The organism is Photobacterium sp. DNB22_13_2 (assembly GCF_052873915.1).
The window spans coordinates 43309-60686 of sequence record NZ_JBNNXU010000019.1 but is presented as its reverse complement, the minus strand read 5'-3'; the positions used below and the strand labels follow the sequence as shown (position 1 = coordinate 60686).

16 protein-coding genes are annotated in these 17378 nt (G+C 49.6%); 8 read left to right on the top strand and 8 right to left on the bottom strand.

The features are described from left to right. Positions 1 to 57 precede the first annotated feature (57 nt). The 8 genes from fliJ to ACVA58_RS21750 are packed head-to-tail and all read right to left on the bottom strand — an operon-like array spanning position 58 to position 8174. Positions 58 to 486, bottom strand: a complete 429-nt coding sequence (gene fliJ, locus ACVA58_RS21785) for a flagellar export protein FliJ (protein ID WP_446512459.1) — start codon at positions 484 to 486, stop codon at positions 58 to 60. Then, positions 479 to 1819, bottom strand: coding sequence for a flagellar protein export ATPase FliI (fliI, locus tag ACVA58_RS21780; RefSeq protein WP_446512458.1), 1341 nt, complete (start codon positions 1817 to 1819; stop codon positions 479 to 481). Before fliI ends, fliJ begins: the two co-directional genes overlap by 8 nt. Further along, the gene (gene fliH / locus ACVA58_RS21775; RefSeq protein ID WP_446512457.1) at positions 1816 to 2808 is read right to left on the bottom strand and encodes a flagellar assembly protein FliH; all 993 of its coding nucleotides are present in this window, start codon (positions 2806 to 2808) and stop codon (positions 1816 to 1818) included. Before fliH ends, fliI begins: the two co-directional genes overlap by 4 nt. Positions 2809 to 2810: 2 nt before the next feature. After that, positions 2811 to 3842: a FliG C-terminal domain-containing protein gene (locus ACVA58_RS21770; RefSeq protein WP_446512456.1), complete on the bottom strand. Its 1032-nt coding sequence runs from the start codon at positions 3840 to 3842 to the stop codon at positions 2811 to 2813. Then, positions 3829 to 5583, bottom strand: a complete 1755-nt coding sequence (gene fliF, locus ACVA58_RS21765; RefSeq protein ID WP_446512455.1) for a flagellar basal-body MS-ring/collar protein FliF — start codon at positions 5581 to 5583, stop codon at positions 3829 to 3831. The genes ACVA58_RS21770 and fliF overlap by 14 nt, the downstream gene beginning before the upstream one ends. Before the next feature lie 10 nt (positions 5584 to 5593). Next, positions 5594 to 5926 (bottom strand): flagellar hook-basal body complex protein FliE, encoded by a 333-nt coding sequence (gene fliE / locus ACVA58_RS21760; RefSeq protein ID WP_446512454.1) that lies wholly within the window; start codon positions 5924 to 5926, stop codon positions 5594 to 5596. A 17-nt stretch (positions 5927 to 5943) separates the two neighbouring features. Next, a complete protein-coding gene (locus tag ACVA58_RS21755; protein WP_446512453.1) occupies positions 5944 to 7311 on the bottom strand; it encodes a sigma-54-dependent transcriptional regulator in 1368 nt (455 codons plus the stop codon). Further along, on the bottom strand, positions 7308 to 8174 hold the full coding sequence (locus tag ACVA58_RS21750) for an OmpA family protein (protein WP_446512452.1): 867 nt from the start codon (positions 8172 to 8174) through the stop codon (positions 7308 to 7310). Before ACVA58_RS21750 ends, ACVA58_RS21755 begins: the two co-directional genes overlap by 4 nt. Before the next feature lie 622 nt (positions 8175 to 8796). Between ACVA58_RS21750 and ACVA58_RS21745 the strand changes: the two genes are divergently transcribed. From ACVA58_RS21745 to ACVA58_RS21710, 8 genes are all read left to right on the top strand, one after another. Further along, positions 8797 to 9762: a FliM/FliN family flagellar motor switch protein gene (locus ACVA58_RS21745; RefSeq protein ID WP_446512451.1), complete on the top strand. Its 966-nt coding sequence runs from the start codon at positions 8797 to 8799 to the stop codon at positions 9760 to 9762. A gap of 2 nt (positions 9763 to 9764) precedes the next feature. Then, positions 9765 to 10148 carry a flagellar motor switch protein FliN gene (gene fliN / locus ACVA58_RS21740; protein ID WP_446512450.1) on the top strand — a complete coding sequence of 128 codons (384 nt, stop codon included), beginning with the start codon at positions 9765 to 9767 and terminating at the stop codon, positions 10146 to 10148. 46 nt (positions 10149 to 10194) lie between these two features. After that, positions 10195 to 10905, top strand: coding sequence for a flagellar type III secretion system pore protein FliP (gene fliP, locus ACVA58_RS21735; RefSeq protein WP_446512505.1), 711 nt, complete (start codon positions 10195 to 10197; stop codon positions 10903 to 10905). After that, positions 10905 to 11174, top strand: coding sequence for a flagellar biosynthesis protein FliQ (fliQ, locus tag ACVA58_RS21730; RefSeq protein WP_446512449.1), 270 nt, complete (start codon positions 10905 to 10907; stop codon positions 11172 to 11174). Before fliP ends, fliQ begins: the two co-directional genes overlap by 1 nt. After that, on the top strand, positions 11161 to 11952 hold the full coding sequence (gene fliR / locus ACVA58_RS21725) for a flagellar biosynthetic protein FliR (RefSeq protein WP_446512448.1): 792 nt from the start codon (positions 11161 to 11163) through the stop codon (positions 11950 to 11952). Before fliQ ends, fliR begins: the two co-directional genes overlap by 14 nt. A 1-nt stretch (position 11953) precedes the next feature. Then, positions 11954 to 13090, top strand: a complete 1137-nt coding sequence (gene flhB, locus ACVA58_RS21720; protein WP_446512447.1) for a flagellar biosynthesis protein FlhB — start codon at positions 11954 to 11956, stop codon at positions 13088 to 13090. An 83-nt stretch (positions 13091 to 13173) separates the two neighbouring features. After that, positions 13174 to 15270 carry a flagellar biosynthesis protein FlhA gene (gene flhA / locus ACVA58_RS21715; RefSeq protein WP_446512446.1) on the top strand — a complete coding sequence of 699 codons (2097 nt, stop codon included), beginning with the start codon at positions 13174 to 13176 and terminating at the stop codon, positions 15268 to 15270. 341 nt (positions 15271 to 15611) lie between these two features. Beyond that, positions 15612 to 17366: a formate--tetrahydrofolate ligase gene (locus tag ACVA58_RS21710; protein WP_446512445.1), complete on the top strand. Its 1755-nt coding sequence runs from the start codon at positions 15612 to 15614 to the stop codon at positions 17364 to 17366. Positions 17367 to 17378 lie beyond the last annotated feature (12 nt).

Genomic DNA, 17378 nt, shown 5'->3' with positions numbered 1-17378 from the left:
CCCAATAGAAAACGCCGCAGTGAGTACTGCGGCGTTTTTGTTTACTTTGCCAATAAATTAGAACGTAGGCCGGATAAACCGTTGCATGGCCATTTCATCCATCAGCTTTTGCTCGCTCTTGGCAGCAAGCCTGTCATGATGCTGGCGACGTTTATCTATCACACTCTCCAAGCTTTTAACCTTCACATGCTGCTGGACAACATGCTGCTTGAGGCTAACCTGCTCAGCTTGGGACAATGCGAGCGTTTGAGTTTGGATTTCAGTTAAGTGCTTGAGGTGATCACGAATAGCAAAGCGGTTAGTCCACGCCAATGCCGTTTCACCAGCGACCACTTGGCAAGAATCGTAAAGTGCATCCAACTGTTCTAGTTTTTCGAGATGATTGGCGCAGTCTTGCTGCTTCTGTTGGTACTGTTGTCCCAACTTTTCCAGCTCACCCTGCCTGATTTGACGAAACCGATCCAATGCCTTTGATTGCTTAGCCAAGGTTTAGCTCCTGTATCAATTGGCTCATTTGTCTATCAACGGTTTCCCAGTCCGCTTGCTCATCCATTTCTTGTTGCAGGAAAGCCACCAGTTTAGGGTGAGCAAGTACCGCTTGATCCATTTCCGGATCGTTACCCGGCTGATAACCACCCAATGGGATCAATTCGCGAACCTCCTGATAACGGCTGTACAATTGCTTAAAACGCATGGCATGACGTAACTGATCTTTCGTGACCACCTGCGGCATGGTACGTGAAATGGATTGGGAAATATCAATGGCTGGATAATGGCCGGCCTCTGCCAGTTGGCGGTTCAAAACCACGTGACCATCGAGAATAGCCCGTGCACTGTCAGCGATGGGATCCTGCTGATCATCCCCTTCCGTTAACACCGTATAGATGGCACTCATACTACCCTGCTCCGAGGCACTGTTACCTGCCCGCTCAACCAGTTGCGGTAACATACTAAATACCGAAGGCGGATAACCTTTGGTCGCAGGCGGCTCACCCAGTGCAAGCGCGATCTCCCGCTGCGCCATGGCAAAACGGGTTAGGGAGTCCATTAACAACAGCACATCCTTGCCTTGGTCACGGTAATATTCCGCCACCCGATGGCAAAGCTGAGAAGCACGTAAGCGCATCAGGGGCGATTCATCAGCCGGAGCAGCTATCACTACCGCCCTCGCCAAACCCTCAGGTCCCAAGGAGTGTTCAATAAACTCCTTCACTTCACGGCCACGCTCACCAATCAAGCCCACCACCACGACATCGGCACTGGTTTGACGGGTGATCATACCAAGCAAAACACTTTTACCCACGCCACTTCCGGCAAAAAGGCCAATTCGCTGGCCTTTACCTAGGGTCAATAAGCTGTTGATAGCCCGGATGCCGACATCCAGCGCACCATCAATCGGCCGCCTTGCCATCGGGTTGATGTTTTCACTCTCAAGGCTGATATCATCCTGACCGAGCACCGGACCCAAGCGGTCTAAAGGCTCACCAAGGCCATTAAGCACCCGGCCAAGCCATTGTGGACCAATACGGATCAGGCTCTCGCCTTCGAGTGGCCAAACTTTGGCTCCAGAGAATAGACCCGAGGCATTACTGACAGGCATCAAATAAGCAACCTCACGATTAAAGCCCACGGTCTGTGCTTCAATCTTAGTGCCATTCCCCGTTTCAACCAGACATCGCTGTCCAGTAAGCAGTCTGCAACCGACAGCTTCTAACATCAATCCAGTGACTTTCACCAACCGCCCGGTAACTTTCGCCACCGGGACTGAGTCGAGAGAGGCCAGTGCTTGCTCTAGCCGGTAATCGATTATGTTACTCATGATGCCTGCTTGATCGCCCCATCATGTTCTTCAGTATTAACTTCTAGTACCACTTGCTCATCAAGCAGATGACCTTTTACCGCAGACATACAAGCATCAAGGCGTTGTTCGCAGCCTGCATCCGCTTCGGCATTTTTAGTTACAACCCGACATTCGCCTTGGCGTAGGGTGTCGTCACAGACAATGTTCCATTCATCAATTTTATCGCTGGCCACTTTTTCGAGGTGAGTAAATTCCTCACTGGCCATTTTGACTTTCAGACCGACAGGCTCACCAGGCAGGTTTTCAAGTGTTTCTTCAACCAAAGCCAGGATTTGCTGAGGCTGGAGAGCCAGCTCACAACGGATCACTTGTTGAGCGACTTTCTGCACCAGTTCGCACACTTGCTCTCGCTGGCGACGCTCGTGTTCGGAAAACAACTCAGCCATCTGCTGGTGCATTTGGGCAAAGGGCTGGGTTGCTTTGACAAACTGTGCCTTGCCCTCTTTGATCCCCTGTGCGATCCCTTGCTCCCGGCCTTGCTGCACACCTTGATCGAAGCCTTGCTGCTGGCCCTGTTCAATCCCCTGCTGCAATCCTTCCTCGTGACCGCGGGTCATACCCTGTTGAAAGCCTTGGTTAAACTGAGCTTGGAAGTCTTCTTGCTGAACGGATTCAGCAGGGACATCGAGTAATACATCCCCTTCGATTCCAGTCATCAGGCGGGCATCCTCATTCAGCTCATCGAGCCCGAAGTCATCCATCGCCAAATTATCGAAACCGAGCTCATCCCCTCCAAACTCATCATCCATCAAAAGTCCGTCATCAAAACCGTCATCAAAACCGTTGTCGATTCCATCGCCAAACGCCATGCCTGCATGATTACGGGCTGATACTGCAGATTGCACTTTCGGCGACGGCACTAGGCTTGATGGATCAACCAACGGCGGGAAACGATGGCTGCGAAACTGGCTTGCTTGCAAGCGCATGATTTTATTTCGTCTAAACATCTCTATTCCACCGTGGTCTCTTGATATAGCTGCAGGCTAATCACTTTGGATTCATTCAGATCACGAACATAGTCCATGATTTCCGAGCGGGCTTCTTGCACCTGACGTAATGACACTTTACCCAACTGAGATATTTCACTTTCCATTGATTGCTGCATACGGCGTGGCAAGACAGTTAGCAATGCTTTGCGCATTGCCGGTTCAGCCCCTTTCAATGCCATTGCCAGCAAATCGGTTGGGATTTCTTCCAGAATACGCAAGCGTACCGCTTCTGGCTGACGAATAAGGATTGAGAACTCGTACATCTTGTTCTTAAGGCGCTCAGCCAGTTCTGTATCATGCTCTTCAAGGGCGGTCATCAGGCTCAATTGATCACCGGTGAAACGGTTGATGATGTCAGCAACCTGCTTCTCACCTTCAATCACCGCTCCCGAATTTTCAGCCAGGAATTCGATACAACGGTCAACCAAATCTTGCAGTTCCAGCGCTACGTCACGGCTGACTTCTGTTAACACCGCAATTCGGCGCAAAACATCTTTCTGCTCATCCTGAGATAGCTCGGCCAACACCTGAGAAGCAATGTCTGGCGGTAGAAAAGCAATGAAGACGGCCTGCATCTGAATGTGTTCACTCATCAAAAACTTGGCAAGTTGCTTGGGCTCAATCCACTGCAGTCGCTGCATCGTGGTGCGGATCTCATCACCATAGATTGTGTCCAGCAGGTTACGGGCCAAACGTCCCCCCAGTGCTTTGTCCAAGGTGCGTTGCAAGAACGGGCGTGATGCCCCACTGATCCCCGATTGGGCACGGAACTCTTCAAAGAACCCTTGCAATACAAAACGCGCTTCAATACTGCGGATCGCCGGTTGCTGGGCCATCGCGTGGCTAACTTTCAGCAGTTCATCCCGCGACATATGTCGCATCACCTGTGAGGCAGATTCTTCGCCCATACTGAGCAGCAAAATCGCGGTTTGCTCCATCGGTTCCAGCAGCACTTCACCGTCTGCCAAATGGCTAAAATTATTTAGACTCATTGCTATTCACCCACTTCTTGATTACTTCTGCGACGCGTTCTGGTTCAACTTCAGTGAGCTTCTGCAAGTGCTTCACCTGTACCTCCAACTCCGATCCCGGTGGTGGCAGTGTCGATAAATCAAATTCGCTCTCTGCAACAGACTGCGGAGCACTGTCCTCATCCACCATACCGCCTTGGGCGATGGAATCGAGTAATGCATCGGCTAGGTCCTGCTCACTACCGATCGGGGTATTAATGCTTGCAGACTTGAATTCACGGGCTGAATCGACAGCCGGCATCTCATCGCTAGCCATCATTGCAGCGCTGGCAGGTGCAGTCGCTAATGCTGTCGTCATCGGTGCAGGACGTTGCAGCGCCTTCACCAATGGGCGCAACACCAGAATAATGAATGACAAACCCAACAATGCGTAGACACCATATTTAGCCAGCAACAACAGCTGCTGATCGTGCCACCACGGGGGATTTACCGGCGCCGTGTCTACCGCACGAGCAAAATTAAAGGCATGCAGGCTGAACTGATCTCCACGCTCAGCGACATATCCAACAGAATCTTTAATCATTTGAGCTACTTGCTCCAATTGTGCTTGTTGCCAACCTTGTTCCTGAACATCATCGTTAAGCAACACAGATACGGATAACATTTCGATCCCACCTTGGGCATGGCGGGTATGGCGAACCTTGCGACCTACGTCATAATGACGGTTTAATTCCGCTCGTTCGTTACGAGTTTCATTATTTTGCGTTCCCTCTTCGCCCGTTGGCTGGTTGCTCAGCGCGCCCGGGATCCCCATCGCCAACTGACCTTGGGTGTTGTCCTGTTTGGTAAATTCGGTACGCAACACAGGATCACTGTCGACAGATTCATGGGTCTCTTCGATTTGGTCGAAGTTAAGCGTCGCCGCGACCTGAACCCGGAAGTTTCCTACCCCCAATAATGGTGCCAGCATATCGCCAGCGCGGCGCACGATGTCACGCTCTACCCGCTGCTGCAGCTCATGGAAACGTACATTGACCTGAGATTGCTGGCCCATGGCTAATTCGGCACTCAGCAAGTTACCGTACTGATCAACAACCGATACCGCATCAGTGGCCATACCGGTAATACTGCCACTGACCAAATTCACAATGGCTTCTACCTGAGGTTGGTCAAGCTGCATGCCTGGCTCCAACTCCAGCATCACTGCTGCCGATGGTTTTTCTTCGTTAATACCAACAAACAAAGTGCGGTTAGGAATAGCTAGGTGAACACGGGCATGGTTCACCGAACGAATAGCCAGAATGGTGCGTGCCAACTCCCCTTCCAGCCCCTGACGGTAACGGGCATTTTCAATGAACTGGCTGGTGCCAAGACCCGTACTACGATCGAGGATTTCCAGCCCCTCCGGTAACTTGGCCTTCACACCACGGGCAGCAAGGACAATCCTGGCATCCGCTAAACGGTTTGCGGGCACCATGATCTGACCTGACTGGCTATCGAGCTGAAACTGGATTTTTTCCTGCTCTAATACCGATAAAATCTCACTGTTATCGTAGCGTTCCTGGGTACCATAAAGAGGCTTGTAAGGGCTCGTCTGGGTCCACATCACCACCACGATAAATAGCGATACCGACAGAGCAAGCGCCGTAATCAGTGCTACGTTCTTGTACTTGCCATCTAATCGCGTTTGGATTTTGTTTTTGTATGACAGCCATTTGTTTGATGCTGTCTGTTTTGGATTTTCAGCTACTGTTGTACTCATTTTCTTCTCACTACAGAGGCATCTTCAGTACATCGTCATAGGCGGCTAAGAGCTTGTTCCTTACCTGTGTCAATGCTGAAAAAGAAATACTGGCTTTCTGGCTGGCGACCATCGCACCAACCAAATCATCGGAACGACCTGCATCCACATCAGCCGTCAGTTGGTGGGCTGTGTGCTGCTGGTTATCAATCCGGCGCACGGCTTGTTGCATGGCGGTCTGAAAGTTACCGGTTGAGGGATGCGAGAGGTTCACCGCGACTTGAGTGCCACTCTGAGCCTGCTCACGCATAATAGACATGCGCTGTAGCATCTCGCTCTGCATCATTGAGGTTTGATTCGACATAGTATCCGTCCTTTTCCTTATGCCGCAGTGCCAGATTGGTGAATATAGGAATCGATGTTGATCCCCTGTTCACGCATGGCGGCAATCTTGTAGCGCAATGCGCGAGTCGACATCCCCAAGGCTTCTGCTGTGTGATTACGTTTGCCATTAAAGCGAGCTAAAGTGTCGAGAATAAACTGGTGCTCGGCATTCTTACGGCTTTGCTTAAGTGCGTGCTTGGCATCTTCAACCACCTCGGTGATAGCCCCTTCAACCATGGTGCTGAGCATATCGTTGAGCATGAGGTCCTGGACAGTGATCCAGTGGCCATGGCGCATCACTAACGCCCGCTGGATTGTGTTTTCCAACTCACGGATATTACCCGGCCAGTTGTAACTCAGAAGTACCTGCTGCGCTTCTTCAGATAAGCTGCAAGAGGCTGTGCAGCCAGCATTGAGCTTACGAATAAAATGTTCTGCCAATGGCAAAATATCTTCTTTGCGATCTCGCAACGGCGGCCATTGCAATGGCAGTACATCCAAGCGGTAATAGAGATCTTGACGAAAACGGCGCTCAGCAACTGCTTGCTGCAAGTCAACATTAGTCGCGGCAATAATTCGGATATCTAATGAAATAGAGCGGTGGCTGCCAAGGCGCTCAACATGACGCTCTTGTAACACCCGCAACAATTTGGCCTGCAAGGCAGGTGGCATCTCGCCGATTTCATCGAGTAACAAGGTGCCGCCATTGGCCTCTTCAAATTTACCGGCTTGGCTTTGAGTCGCACCGGTAAACGCACCTTTGGTATGACCAAACAGCACCGCTTCGAGCATACTCTCAGGAATTGCAGCACAGTTAATGGCGACAAACGGGCCTTCACTTCTTGGCGAGTTGTCATGAACATAACGGGCAAGTACTTCCTTACCGGTTCCAGATTCACCAGTAACAAGCACTGTGGCATCGGTTTGAGCGGCACGATGGGCCATTTGCAGTACTTGCAGACTACGACGACTGGTTGCAACTACTTCACGCTTCGGTGATTGCACTGTCTGGTTACGCTGCATTAACGCAGTAATTTGTTCTGGCTGGTAGGGCTGCAATAAATAGTCATCAGCGCCAGCTTGCATGGCATCGCTGGCCAGTTTGCTTTGCTGATAATCAACAATCGCGACCACCGTCCCCTTCATGGCTATCTGCTTGGCCCGACGAATAGTCGATAGCATATCCATATCGGTAAGATTATCTGCCACGAATAACAAGCTATCCGGCTGCTGGCGCAATTTCATCAAGGCATCTGCAGCGGTGGACGCATTACGAACGGTATATCCCTCAGCACTCAAGGTTTTGATAGCAGCCGCGGCTTGGATTAGGCAACGGTGAGCAAAAATCACATCACTAGATGTCATGCTCCCTCCCTGACCAAACGTAGCTGTACCCGGCGGTTTTGCTGGTTGATTTGTCCGCTCTTTCCTTGTTGTACCGGATAGCGCTGGCCATGGGCACGAAGCTGGATAAGATCGCGCTTGATACCCAGTGCGACCAACTCATCGGCAACCGCTTGAGCACGCTGGCGCGATAACCACAAGTTATCCAATGACGTACCCGTAACGTCGGTATGGCCGTCGATCAGTAGCGCACTGATCCTTTGGTCGTAGCGAATATAGCGGGCAATATCTCTGAGTTGCTTTCTTTGCTCGACATTCATCTTGCTTTCGCTGCTGGAAAACAAAAAAGTATTGTCTTTCGCTTGCTCATAACCCACAGGCAGCATCTGTACCAAGCAAGATTTGAACGCCTGATAAGACGGGGCAAAGCTAACTGCGGGAATATCCCAGCTTTTAATTTCTTGATGCTGGTTATAGCTGACCGAGATTTGTCCCCATGCCCCTTTCTCCATTTTATTGAGTAAATAATGGAGTGATTCCGTTCCTTCAAAAATCAGCCCATACTGACCATTTTCTCGGCCTTGTAACAGCTTGCGCAGAGGCTTATCTTGCTCCCACGGCGAATAATTGACGCCTAATGATACATTATCGACAAAATATGGTCGCTGGCTGCTAGTAAAGGAAAACAAATATGGCTGAGCCGAGTTTGCAATAAACGCAACACTGCCATCGAACTTAAGATCCTTTGTTAATTTACAAGAAAAGCGATCTCCTGAGAATTGCCAATCTACTTTATCTAAAGGCGCTAGGATAGGTTTAGCTTGTGCGCTCGTTGATAAAAAAAATAACAAAGAAAGCACTGCGGTTGATTTGATTGCTTTCATATTAAACAAATTGCCTAACTGGTAATAATTATTTTCACTCTCGCATAAATAAACAACGAGAATAATAACGCCTGCAAGCACATCTTTGTTGACGACAAATAAACCATATGTAACAAGTAATAACTTTTAATATGTTTATATGCAACAAGACACAACTATTATTATATTTGTCAATAAAGCAAGGCATTGTGGGTGGATATTAGGCAGCATTTAATTGATTTACTAGGCAGTAATTTATGCCTTTTATTTTAATTGGCTTAAGATCACGTTTTGATATTTAGTTACAAATAGCCAAAATTAACACAAACACCACAAACCAAACAAAACCGCCCCGAAATAAAAACACAAACAACACAAAACAGTAGAAAAACCATGCACCCACGCACACTTTCAAGACAAGGGGAAATTCGCTCGCATCAACATCTTGAATGATTTTGTGATCTTGATTCACCAAATAATTGAATTTTCATTTAAAAAAATTAATTTGCAGAAATATGACATCTATTTATAAGCATTTGAACTATTCGACTAATACTGTTAGAAATAGTCGCCGTAAAGATGCAAGCAAATAATTGAGCTTATTAGGCAATTCAGTTTAACTTTTATATCTTCGGGATTATTAATGAAACCGAGCATTAACAAAAATAAAATCAAACCGAGGAATATACATAGTTATAAAAATGTATTTCCTATCGACATTCGTTCATTAGGAAGACCATTGAATGCTGCTCAGCAGTCTTTATCTCCCTATATTAATCAATCTGTAAAAATGCTGGAGAAAACGCTAAACAGCATGACTCGCCGTTCTGATTGCAATGTAAAATTGCTCAGCTATGGCTTAGATGTTAGCTATCAGGAAATTAAAGACAGGGAGCCTATTTGCTTCACCCACAATAAATTTGATGGCCAATGTCTTGTCAGTATTTCACAGCCATTGACCCACCTTATAGCCGAAGCATTTTATGGTGGTACACCAAGCTTTGCTCTAAAGGATAAAGCAGAACCAAGCGCTATTACGGATGCAGATTCAGACTCCTCGGCCAAAGTAGAGAGCACAGAAGCCAAGCCAGTTAGTGCTAAAGCCTCGCCGGCAAAGACTCAACCGATGAATGCGAGTGAAAAACGCGTTCAAGCGAGACTTGCTGCAACTCTGCTGAACCAAGTCAGTCACCAATGGCAAGTGTCAACCGAGCAACCGACGTTTAGCAATGGTGTGCTACATGCCAAATTCGCTATCCAAATTGAAGATAGCCATGGCGAAATTCATCTTCACCTCGATGATGACCTGTTGCTACAACTGACGGCGAAGGATGTTGTCACCCAGATTGATCCCGCGAAAGTCGATAGCTTGAGGGATATGCACCTCAAGCAGGTTCCACTTCGCCTCAATGCGGTGTTGAGCCGCCAAACCCTGACCTTAGACCAAGTTATCAACTTAAACGTTGGTGACATCATTTCTACCGAAATCCAAGAAGTTGTCGATGTTAATGCAGGCACGCTACCGCTGTATCAGGCCCATGTTGTAGAGCGTAACGGTCACCTTGTATTGCAAGTTATCGATAACATTACTCCTCAGGAGCGACACTGATTATGAACGAACAAAACATCCAACACCTTCTTGATGGCGATCTGAATATCGACGCCGATGTTGCAGACATCTTCGATACCCCTGCGGCATCGGACACGTTAGACAACGCGACAAACGCAGCACAAACATCACGGGACCTTGGGTTTTTCCGTCAAATTCCAGTGACCGTTACCTTAGAAGTAGCCAGCACTGATATTGCTTTGGGTGAGCTGTTAACTATCGGCCCTAATTCAGTGATTGAACTGGACAAGCTCAATGGCGAACCGCTGGATGTTAAAGTCAATGGTCGCCTGCTTGGCCATGCCGAAGTCGTAGTAATCAACGACAAGTATGGTCTGCGCCTTACTGACATTGCCGAAGATGCATTGCATGACGTTACTGCATAAAAAAAAGATGCCTAACTGGCTGAAATTTCTGCCTCTTGTGGCACTGATGCTTGGCTTTTCCGGCCAAGCATTAGCCGATCAGGGGATTGCATTTATGTCGGTCTTTGATGGCGAAAGTAACCAAGAATATTCGGTTAAAGTTCAGATTTTGCTGCTGATGACGGCGCTGAGCTTTTTACCGTCGATGCTGTTGATGATGACCAGCTTCACCCGGATCATCGTGGTACTGGCGATTCTTCGCCAGGCGATGGGCTTACAGCAAAGTCCACCCAACCGGATTCTTATTGGTATTGGCCTGACCTTGACCATGCTGCTGATGAAACCGGTTTGGGATCCTATCTATACCGATGCCTACGTACCTTATGAGACTGGGGCAATCACTCTGCAGCAAGCTGTCGCAACCGCAGAAAAACCCGTGCGAGCATTTATGTTGGCACAAACCTATGAAAACTCCCTTGAACAAATGCTGCGCATTGCGGGCGACCCGCTCGATCTTGAACCAGAAGAAATCAGTTTTGCGGTACTGATGCCGGCTTTTGTCCTCAGCGAGCTCAGAACCGCTTTTCAGATCGGCTTCATGCTGTTCATTCCATTTCTGATCATCGACATCGTGGTCGCCAGTGTGTTGATGGCCATGGGTATGATGATGCTATCACCACTGATCATCTCGTTGCCGTTTAAATTGATGGTCTTTGTGATGGTCGATGGCTGGACCATGACGGTCGGTAGCCTAACCGCCAGCTTTGGAGGCTTGTGATGGGCGTTGATGCAACGGCGAGTCTTTATGCTGATGCGATCTATATGATTATCTCCATGGTCGTCATCTTGATTGGCCCAAGTCTGCTGGTCGGCCTGTTGGTAGCGATATTCCAGGCCACCACCCAAATCAATGAACAAACGATGAGTTTTCTACCTCGACTACTCACAACTCTGTTGATGTTGATTTTTGCTGGACCTTGGTTGCTGAGCAACATAAGCGATTTTTTCACCACACTGTTCCATACGATTGCCAATGTCGTTAGCTGATAGCCTGGTCAACCTCACCTTTGCCGAGATCACGGCGATGGCCGGCCAGTTATGGTGGCCATTTTTTCGTATCTCGGCAGCCTTCATGACCATGCCCTTTTTAGGCAACGCGCATATCAACAATCGTACCCGGCTGCTGTTAGCATTATCCATCACGCTGGTTTGCGCCCCGCTACTGCCGCCAATGCCAGCGGTTGATCCCGTCTCTCTCAAAGCGTTGGTGCTGGCCGGAGAGCAAATCATTATCGGTGCCCTGCTCGGTATGTGTTTGCAGTTCCTGTTCGCGGCCATGGCAATGGTCGGCCAGATCATGTCTATGCAGATGGGTTTGGGGATGGCGATGATGAACGATCCCGCCAACGGGGTAACCGTTGCCCTGCTGGGTAACTACTTTCTGATGTTCACCACCTTGCTGTTCCTTGCCTTGGATGGTCACCTTGTGGCGGTGGATATCGTGGTTCAGAGCTTTAGCCGCTACCCCGTCGGTGGCGGTTTCGACGAAGTCTCTTTTGCCCGCTTGATTGACTTGTTTAGCTGGATGATGACCGCAGCAGTCACTATCGCCCTGCCAACCATTGCCGCAATGCTCACCGTCAACCTGACTTTCGGGGTAATGAACCGTGCAGCCCCGTCATTGAACGTCTTTGCCTTGGGCTTTCCGATGTCAATGATGCTCGGATTGTGTGCCGTCTTGCTATCCACTTCTGGCCTGCCGGGAATTTATGCCGAGCTTTGTCACCAGATTTTAGCTGAAATGCGACTGATGGGAGGAAACTGACATGTCTCAGCAGCAAAGCAGCCAGGATAAAAGCGAAAAACCCAGCCCCCAGAAACTGCGCAAAGCCAAACGTGAGGGCCAAGTCGCCCGCTCCAAGGAATTCGTGGTCGGCGTACTGTTTATCACTATTGCAATGTTCCTTTGGGCCTATGGCCACTTCCTCGGCGAGCAAGCCGAGAAGCTATTTACCATAAACTACCAGCTCAGTGCCGCCGAGCTCAAAGAACCCGATATCATGGCCCGCAAGCTCGCTGAGAGTGTACGCTTGCTGGCCGGCATTTTTGTCCCGATGGCCATGGTGTTGATCATCATGACCATCCTGGCTTCAATGGTTCCAGGCGGTTGGGTTATGTCGCTCAAACCTATCCAGCCAAAACTAAGCAAAATCAGTCCGCTCGCTGGTCTTAAACGGCTTTTTTCCATCAAGTCACTGGTTGAGCTAGTTAAGTCCATCCTCAAGATCATCCTGCTATCAACCGTGTTGTATGTCCTACTCGATAACAATCTCACCACTTTGATTGCCGCCCAGCGAGCACCTTTCGAGCAAGGTATGGGGATCACCCTTAGCCATATCATCAAAGCGCTGATCTATTTTGGTGTCGTTGTCCTGCTGATCGGTTTGATTGATATGCCCTACCAGTTATGGAGCCACACCAAAGAGCTGAAGATGACCAAACAGGAAGTGAAGGACGAGCACAAGAACAGCGAAGGTCGTCCAGAGGTCAAGCAGCGGGTCAGGCAAATTCAACAACAGATGTCTCGCCGCCGAATTGATAATTCAGTTCCGACCGCCGATGTCATTCTGACCAACCCGACTCATTATGCTGTCGCGCTCAAATATGATCTGAGCCGAGCCGGCGCTCCCTTTGTTGTTGCCAAAGGCGAAGACGAAATGGCTTTCCACATCAAGGCGATTGCCAAGAAACACAACATAGAGGTGATTAACCTGCCGCCACTGGCACGCGCGATTTATTTCAATACCCGTGTCGATCAGGAAATACCGGGACCGCTGTTTGTCGCCGTGGCCCACGTATTAACATACGTAATGCAGCTCAAGGCCTATAAAGAGGGGAATAAAGAGAAACCTCAGCCTTTGCCAAGCTTTGCGATCCCCAAGCATTTATTAACTAAAAAATAGCTAACAGATACCAGCAACACCACTGATTACTCTCAACCAGCAATTATTACAACAAGCACCGTCAACTTTGAGCTAGAAGTCCTATGAAAGCGAAACTGCAACAACTGTTTCCGAACCTGACCACCAGCTATTTTGGGATTCCCATTATGCTGCTGGCAATCCTTGCCATGGTCATCTTACCCTTGCCGCCGTGGCTGCTCGATGGCCTGTTCATTTTCAATATCGTACTGGCCGTCATTGTGCTGCTGGTTGCGGTATCGAGCAAACGACCACTCGATTTTTCGGTCTTCCCGACTATCTTGCTGGTCGCTACCTTGATGCGACTGACCCTCAACGTCGCCTCTACCCGGGTGGTATTGCTCAATGGTCACCTCGGTGGTGACTCTGCCGGTAAGGTAATCCAGGCCTTTGGCGATGTGGTTGTCGGTGGTAACTACTTCGTCGGTATTGTCGTTTTCGTCATTCTTATGATCATCAACTTTGTGGTGATCACCAAAGGTGGCGAACGTATCTCGGAAGTATCAGCTCGTTTTACCCTTGATGCTCTGCCTGGTAAACAGATGGCAATTGATGCCGACTTGAATGCTGGCCTGATAGACCAAAACCAAGCCCGAACCCGCCGTGATGACGTAGCCCGAGAAGCAGATTTCTACGGCTCGATGGACGGTGCCTCAAAATTTGTCCGCGGTGATGCCATTGCCGGTTTGATGATCTTGGTCATCAATATCTTAGGCGGTATTACCATAGGTATGGTGCAGCATGACTTAGCCGCCAGCGAGGCATTCCAGCGCTTCGCCCTCCTCACCATTGGTGATGGCTTGGTTGCCCAGATCCCATCCTTGCTACTGGCAACCGCTGCCGCCATTATTGTTACCCGGGTCAACGACAGCGGCGATATCTCTGTCGATGTCCACCGCCAGATGCTGGCTTCCACGACAACCTTGTTTACCGCCTCGGCAATCATGTTGATCATTGGCTTGGTGCCGGGTATGCCGCACCTTGCGTTCTTCATCTTTGCCGCCGTCTTAGCCTATGCAGGCTGGAAACAAAGACGGATTGAAAACGATCCCGAACCGCTCGAACAGGCAGAAGCTGTTGCCGAAGCCATTGCCCAAGACAATACCCCGTCTCTTGGTTGGAATGATGTGCCGGTGGTCAACCCTATCGCTCTTGAGCTGGGCTACCGCTTGGTTAACTTAGTCGATAAAAACCAAGGTGAGCCGCTGGCACAGCGCATTCGGGGCGTGAGGAAAACCATTACCGAGCAGGTTGGTTTCTTGATCCCTGAAATCGCCATTCGCGATAACCTCAAGCTCAAGCCAACCCAATACTCGCTACTACTACACGGTGAGGTTATCTCGCAAGGAGAAATCGATCCCGAACGTCTGATGGCCCTTGCAGTCGGTGAAGTATACGGCCAACTCGATGGCGTACTCGGTAAAGATCCAGCCTACAACCTTGATGCCGTCTGGATTGAACCAGCCAACAAACCCCAAGCACTTAATCAGGGCTATTCCGTGGTTGATGGCGCGACGGTCGTTGCAACCCACTTGAGTAAAATCATCAAAGAGCATCTGGCCGAGTTATTTAGCCATGATGATGTCGAGCGTTTGATGGAGCGTCTTGGTGACGCAGCACCGAAGCTGATGGAAGCCTTGACCAGCCAGTTGAACCACCAGCAGCAAATGCGGGTATTCCGCCAGCTCTTGGTTGACCAAGTACCGATAAAAGACATCGCCAATATCGCCTCAGTCATGGTCGAAAGCAGTGAAATCACCAAAGACCCTATCCTGATCGCCGCCGATGTCCGCTGTGGTCTCAAGCGTTCGCTGACCAACAGCTTGGTCGGTTCAGGCAAGGATTTCAATATCTACACCCTGAGTGACAACCTTGAGAAAATGCTGCTGACATCGCTCGGTAAAGCCCAACAAAGTGGCGGCCAAACGTCACTCGATAGCTTCCCGGTTGAGCCAACCCTGTTAGCGCAACTGCAACAGAACATGCCGGCAGTCAAAGAGCAGCTGAAACAAAATGGCTTCAAGCCAATCTTATTAGTCACACCACAGCTAAGACCATTGCTGGCGCGCTATGCCCGTACTTTTGCCAAAGGCTTGGTCGTGCTCTCGTACAATGAAATTCCAGAAGACAAAAACATCAATGTCCTTGGCCACCTTGGCTAAAATCCTTCAAGGCTGGGTACGTTCTCGTACCCAGCAGCCAATCAGTTGTAAGCCAAGGGCCCTTACACTAAATTTCACCGATTAAGAGGCAATGAAATTTATTTTAAATACAAAAAAGTAACACCAAAATTCCCCTTCCCTATCAAACACTTTAGCCAAACAAACGGTTACCCGCGTAACAACTCCATAAAGAACAACCAATCTCGTGACATAACTATCCGCATTTATCGCTTTACCCGTGATAAAATTATGGTATAAATCCAACGCAAACGATTGCGCAACTTATAAAACCTGATTGCGCGATATATATAATGTTACCAAATGCGAGGTTATGGTCGCCCATGAAAAGTGATATTGAAATTTGCCGTGATACGACGCTTACGCCGATTGATCACATCGCTCAGCGGGCTGGCCTGCTACCGGAGGATCTGACTCCGCAAGGCACATTGAAAGCCAAAGTGAAACCGTCTGTCCTAAAGCGTTTGGCTGATAAGAAAGAAGGCAAGTTGGTAGTGGTAACCGCTATCACACCAACCCCATTAGGTGAAGGCAAGACCGTTACCACAATTGGTCTGGCCCAAGGCCTGGCTAAAATCAACCAGTCGGTAATGGCGTGTATCCGCCAACCTTCAATGGGTCCGGTATTTGGTGTGAAAGGCGGTGCTGCTGGCGGCGGTTACAGCCAGGTCGCGCCGATGGAAAAACTCAACCTGCATCTGACTGGCGATATTCATGCCGTGACCGCAGCGCATAACCTAGCAGCAGCAGCCATTGATGCCCGTGTCTATCACGAAGAGCGCCATGGCTATGACGGCTTTAGCGAGAAAACCGGTATGCCTGCTCTGCGAATTGATATGGATCGCATCGTCTGGCGACGCGTGATGGATCACAACGATCGTGCCCTTCGCATGATTACCGTTGGTAAAAACCAGCCGGGCAAAACCATCAACGGCCTCGAGCGCGAAGACGGCTTTGATATCTCTGCGGCCTCTGAACTGATGGCTATCCTTGCCCTGTCAAAAGACTTGGCTGACATGCGCCAGCGTATCGGCCGTGTCGTAATGGCTTATGATCTTGATGGCAATCCAGTAACGGCAGAAGATCTTCAGGTTGCCGGTGCCATGGCAGTGACGATGATTGAAGCCATTGAACCAACCATGATGCAAACGTTGGAAGGTGTTCCGACCCTGATCCACGCAGGCCCTTTTGCCAACATCGCTCATGGCAATTCGTCTATCATTGCCGACCGTATCGCGCTTAAACTTGCTGATTACACCATTACCGAAGGCGGTTTCGGCTCGGACATGGGCTTTGAGAAAGCCTGTAACATCAAAGCGCAACAAGCTGGTCGTGGACCAGACTGTGCTGTGGTAGTGGCGACCCTGCGCGGTCTTAAGGCCAACTCTGGCCTATATGACCTACGTCCGGGCCAAGCCCTGCCGCAAGCCATCTTCGAAGAAGACGAAAAAGCACTGATTGCCGGGTTCGACAACCTGAAATGGCACATCAACAACGCAGCTAAATACGGTGTACCTGTCGTGGTAGCCATCAACCGCTTCCCGCAAGACACGGATGCAGAACTGGCACAGCTGAAAACTATGGTTGAAGCCGAATCGTTCGCAACCCATGTCGAAGTGGCGATCAGCGAAGCCTTTGGCAAAGGTGGTGAAGGTGCGGTTGAACTGGCTAACGCTGTGACCCGTGCTTGTGAAACACCCGCTAACTTCAAACCGCTTTACGACTTATCACAGACTCTGGAAGAGAAGCTGATGACAGTTGCTGAAGTCGGCTACGGCTGCCGCGGTGTCGAGCTGTCTGATTTGGCCAAAGAACAACTCGCTCAGTTCAAAGCTCAAGGCTACGACAATCTGGCGCTGTGCATGGCGAAAACGCCACTGTCTATCAGCCATGATCCTAGCCTGAAAGGTGCGCCAAGCGACTTTATCGTTCCGGTTCGCGAACTGAAGTTGTGTGCCGGTGCGGGCTTTGTGTATGCCCTATGCGGTAATGTAATGACGATGCCGGGTTTACCAGAGAAGCCAGCCTATCTAGGATTAGACATTGATACTGACGGCAACATTGTTGGCTTAAGCTAACCGCTCGCCATC

Coding starts and splice junctions, on each gene's coding strand:
- fliR (WP_446512448.1), top strand. CDS start 11,161: ATGTCGTTAGCTGATAGCCTGGTCAACCTCACCTTTGCCGAGATCACG.
- ACVA58_RS21770 (WP_446512456.1), bottom strand. CDS start 3,842: ATGAGTCTAAATAATTTTAGCCATTTGGCAGACGGTGAAGTGCTGCTG.
- ACVA58_RS21710 (WP_446512445.1), top strand. CDS start 15,612: ATGAAAAGTGATATTGAAATTTGCCGTGATACGACGCTTACGCCGATT.
- fliH (WP_446512457.1), bottom strand. CDS start 2,808: ATGTTTAGACGAAATAAAATCATGCGCTTGCAAGCAAGCCAGTTTCGC.
- fliN (WP_446512450.1), top strand. CDS start 9,765: ATGAACGAACAAAACATCCAACACCTTCTTGATGGCGATCTGAATATC.
- fliI (WP_446512458.1), bottom strand. CDS start 1,819: ATGAGTAACATAATCGATTACCGGCTAGAGCAAGCACTGGCCTCTCTC.
- fliP (WP_446512505.1), top strand. CDS start 10,195: ATGCTTGGCTTTTCCGGCCAAGCATTAGCCGATCAGGGGATTGCATTT.
- ACVA58_RS21755 (WP_446512453.1), bottom strand. CDS start 7,311: ATGACATCTAGTGATGTGATTTTTGCTCACCGTTGCCTAATCCAAGCC.
- flhB (WP_446512447.1), top strand. CDS start 11,954: ATGTCTCAGCAGCAAAGCAGCCAGGATAAAAGCGAAAAACCCAGCCCC.
- ACVA58_RS21745 (WP_446512451.1), top strand. CDS start 8,797: ATGAAACCGAGCATTAACAAAAATAAAATCAAACCGAGGAATATACAT.
- fliF (WP_446512455.1), bottom strand. CDS start 5,583: ATGAGTACAACAGTAGCTGAAAATCCAAAACAGACAGCATCAAACAAA.
- fliQ (WP_446512449.1), top strand. CDS start 10,905: ATGGGCGTTGATGCAACGGCGAGTCTTTATGCTGATGCGATCTATATG.
- ACVA58_RS21750 (WP_446512452.1), bottom strand. CDS start 8,174: ATGAAAGCAATCAAATCAACCGCAGTGCTTTCTTTGTTATTTTTTTTA.
- flhA (WP_446512446.1), top strand. CDS start 13,174: ATGAAAGCGAAACTGCAACAACTGTTTCCGAACCTGACCACCAGCTAT.
- fliE (WP_446512454.1), bottom strand. CDS start 5,926: ATGTCGAATCAAACCTCAATGATGCAGAGCGAGATGCTACAGCGCATG.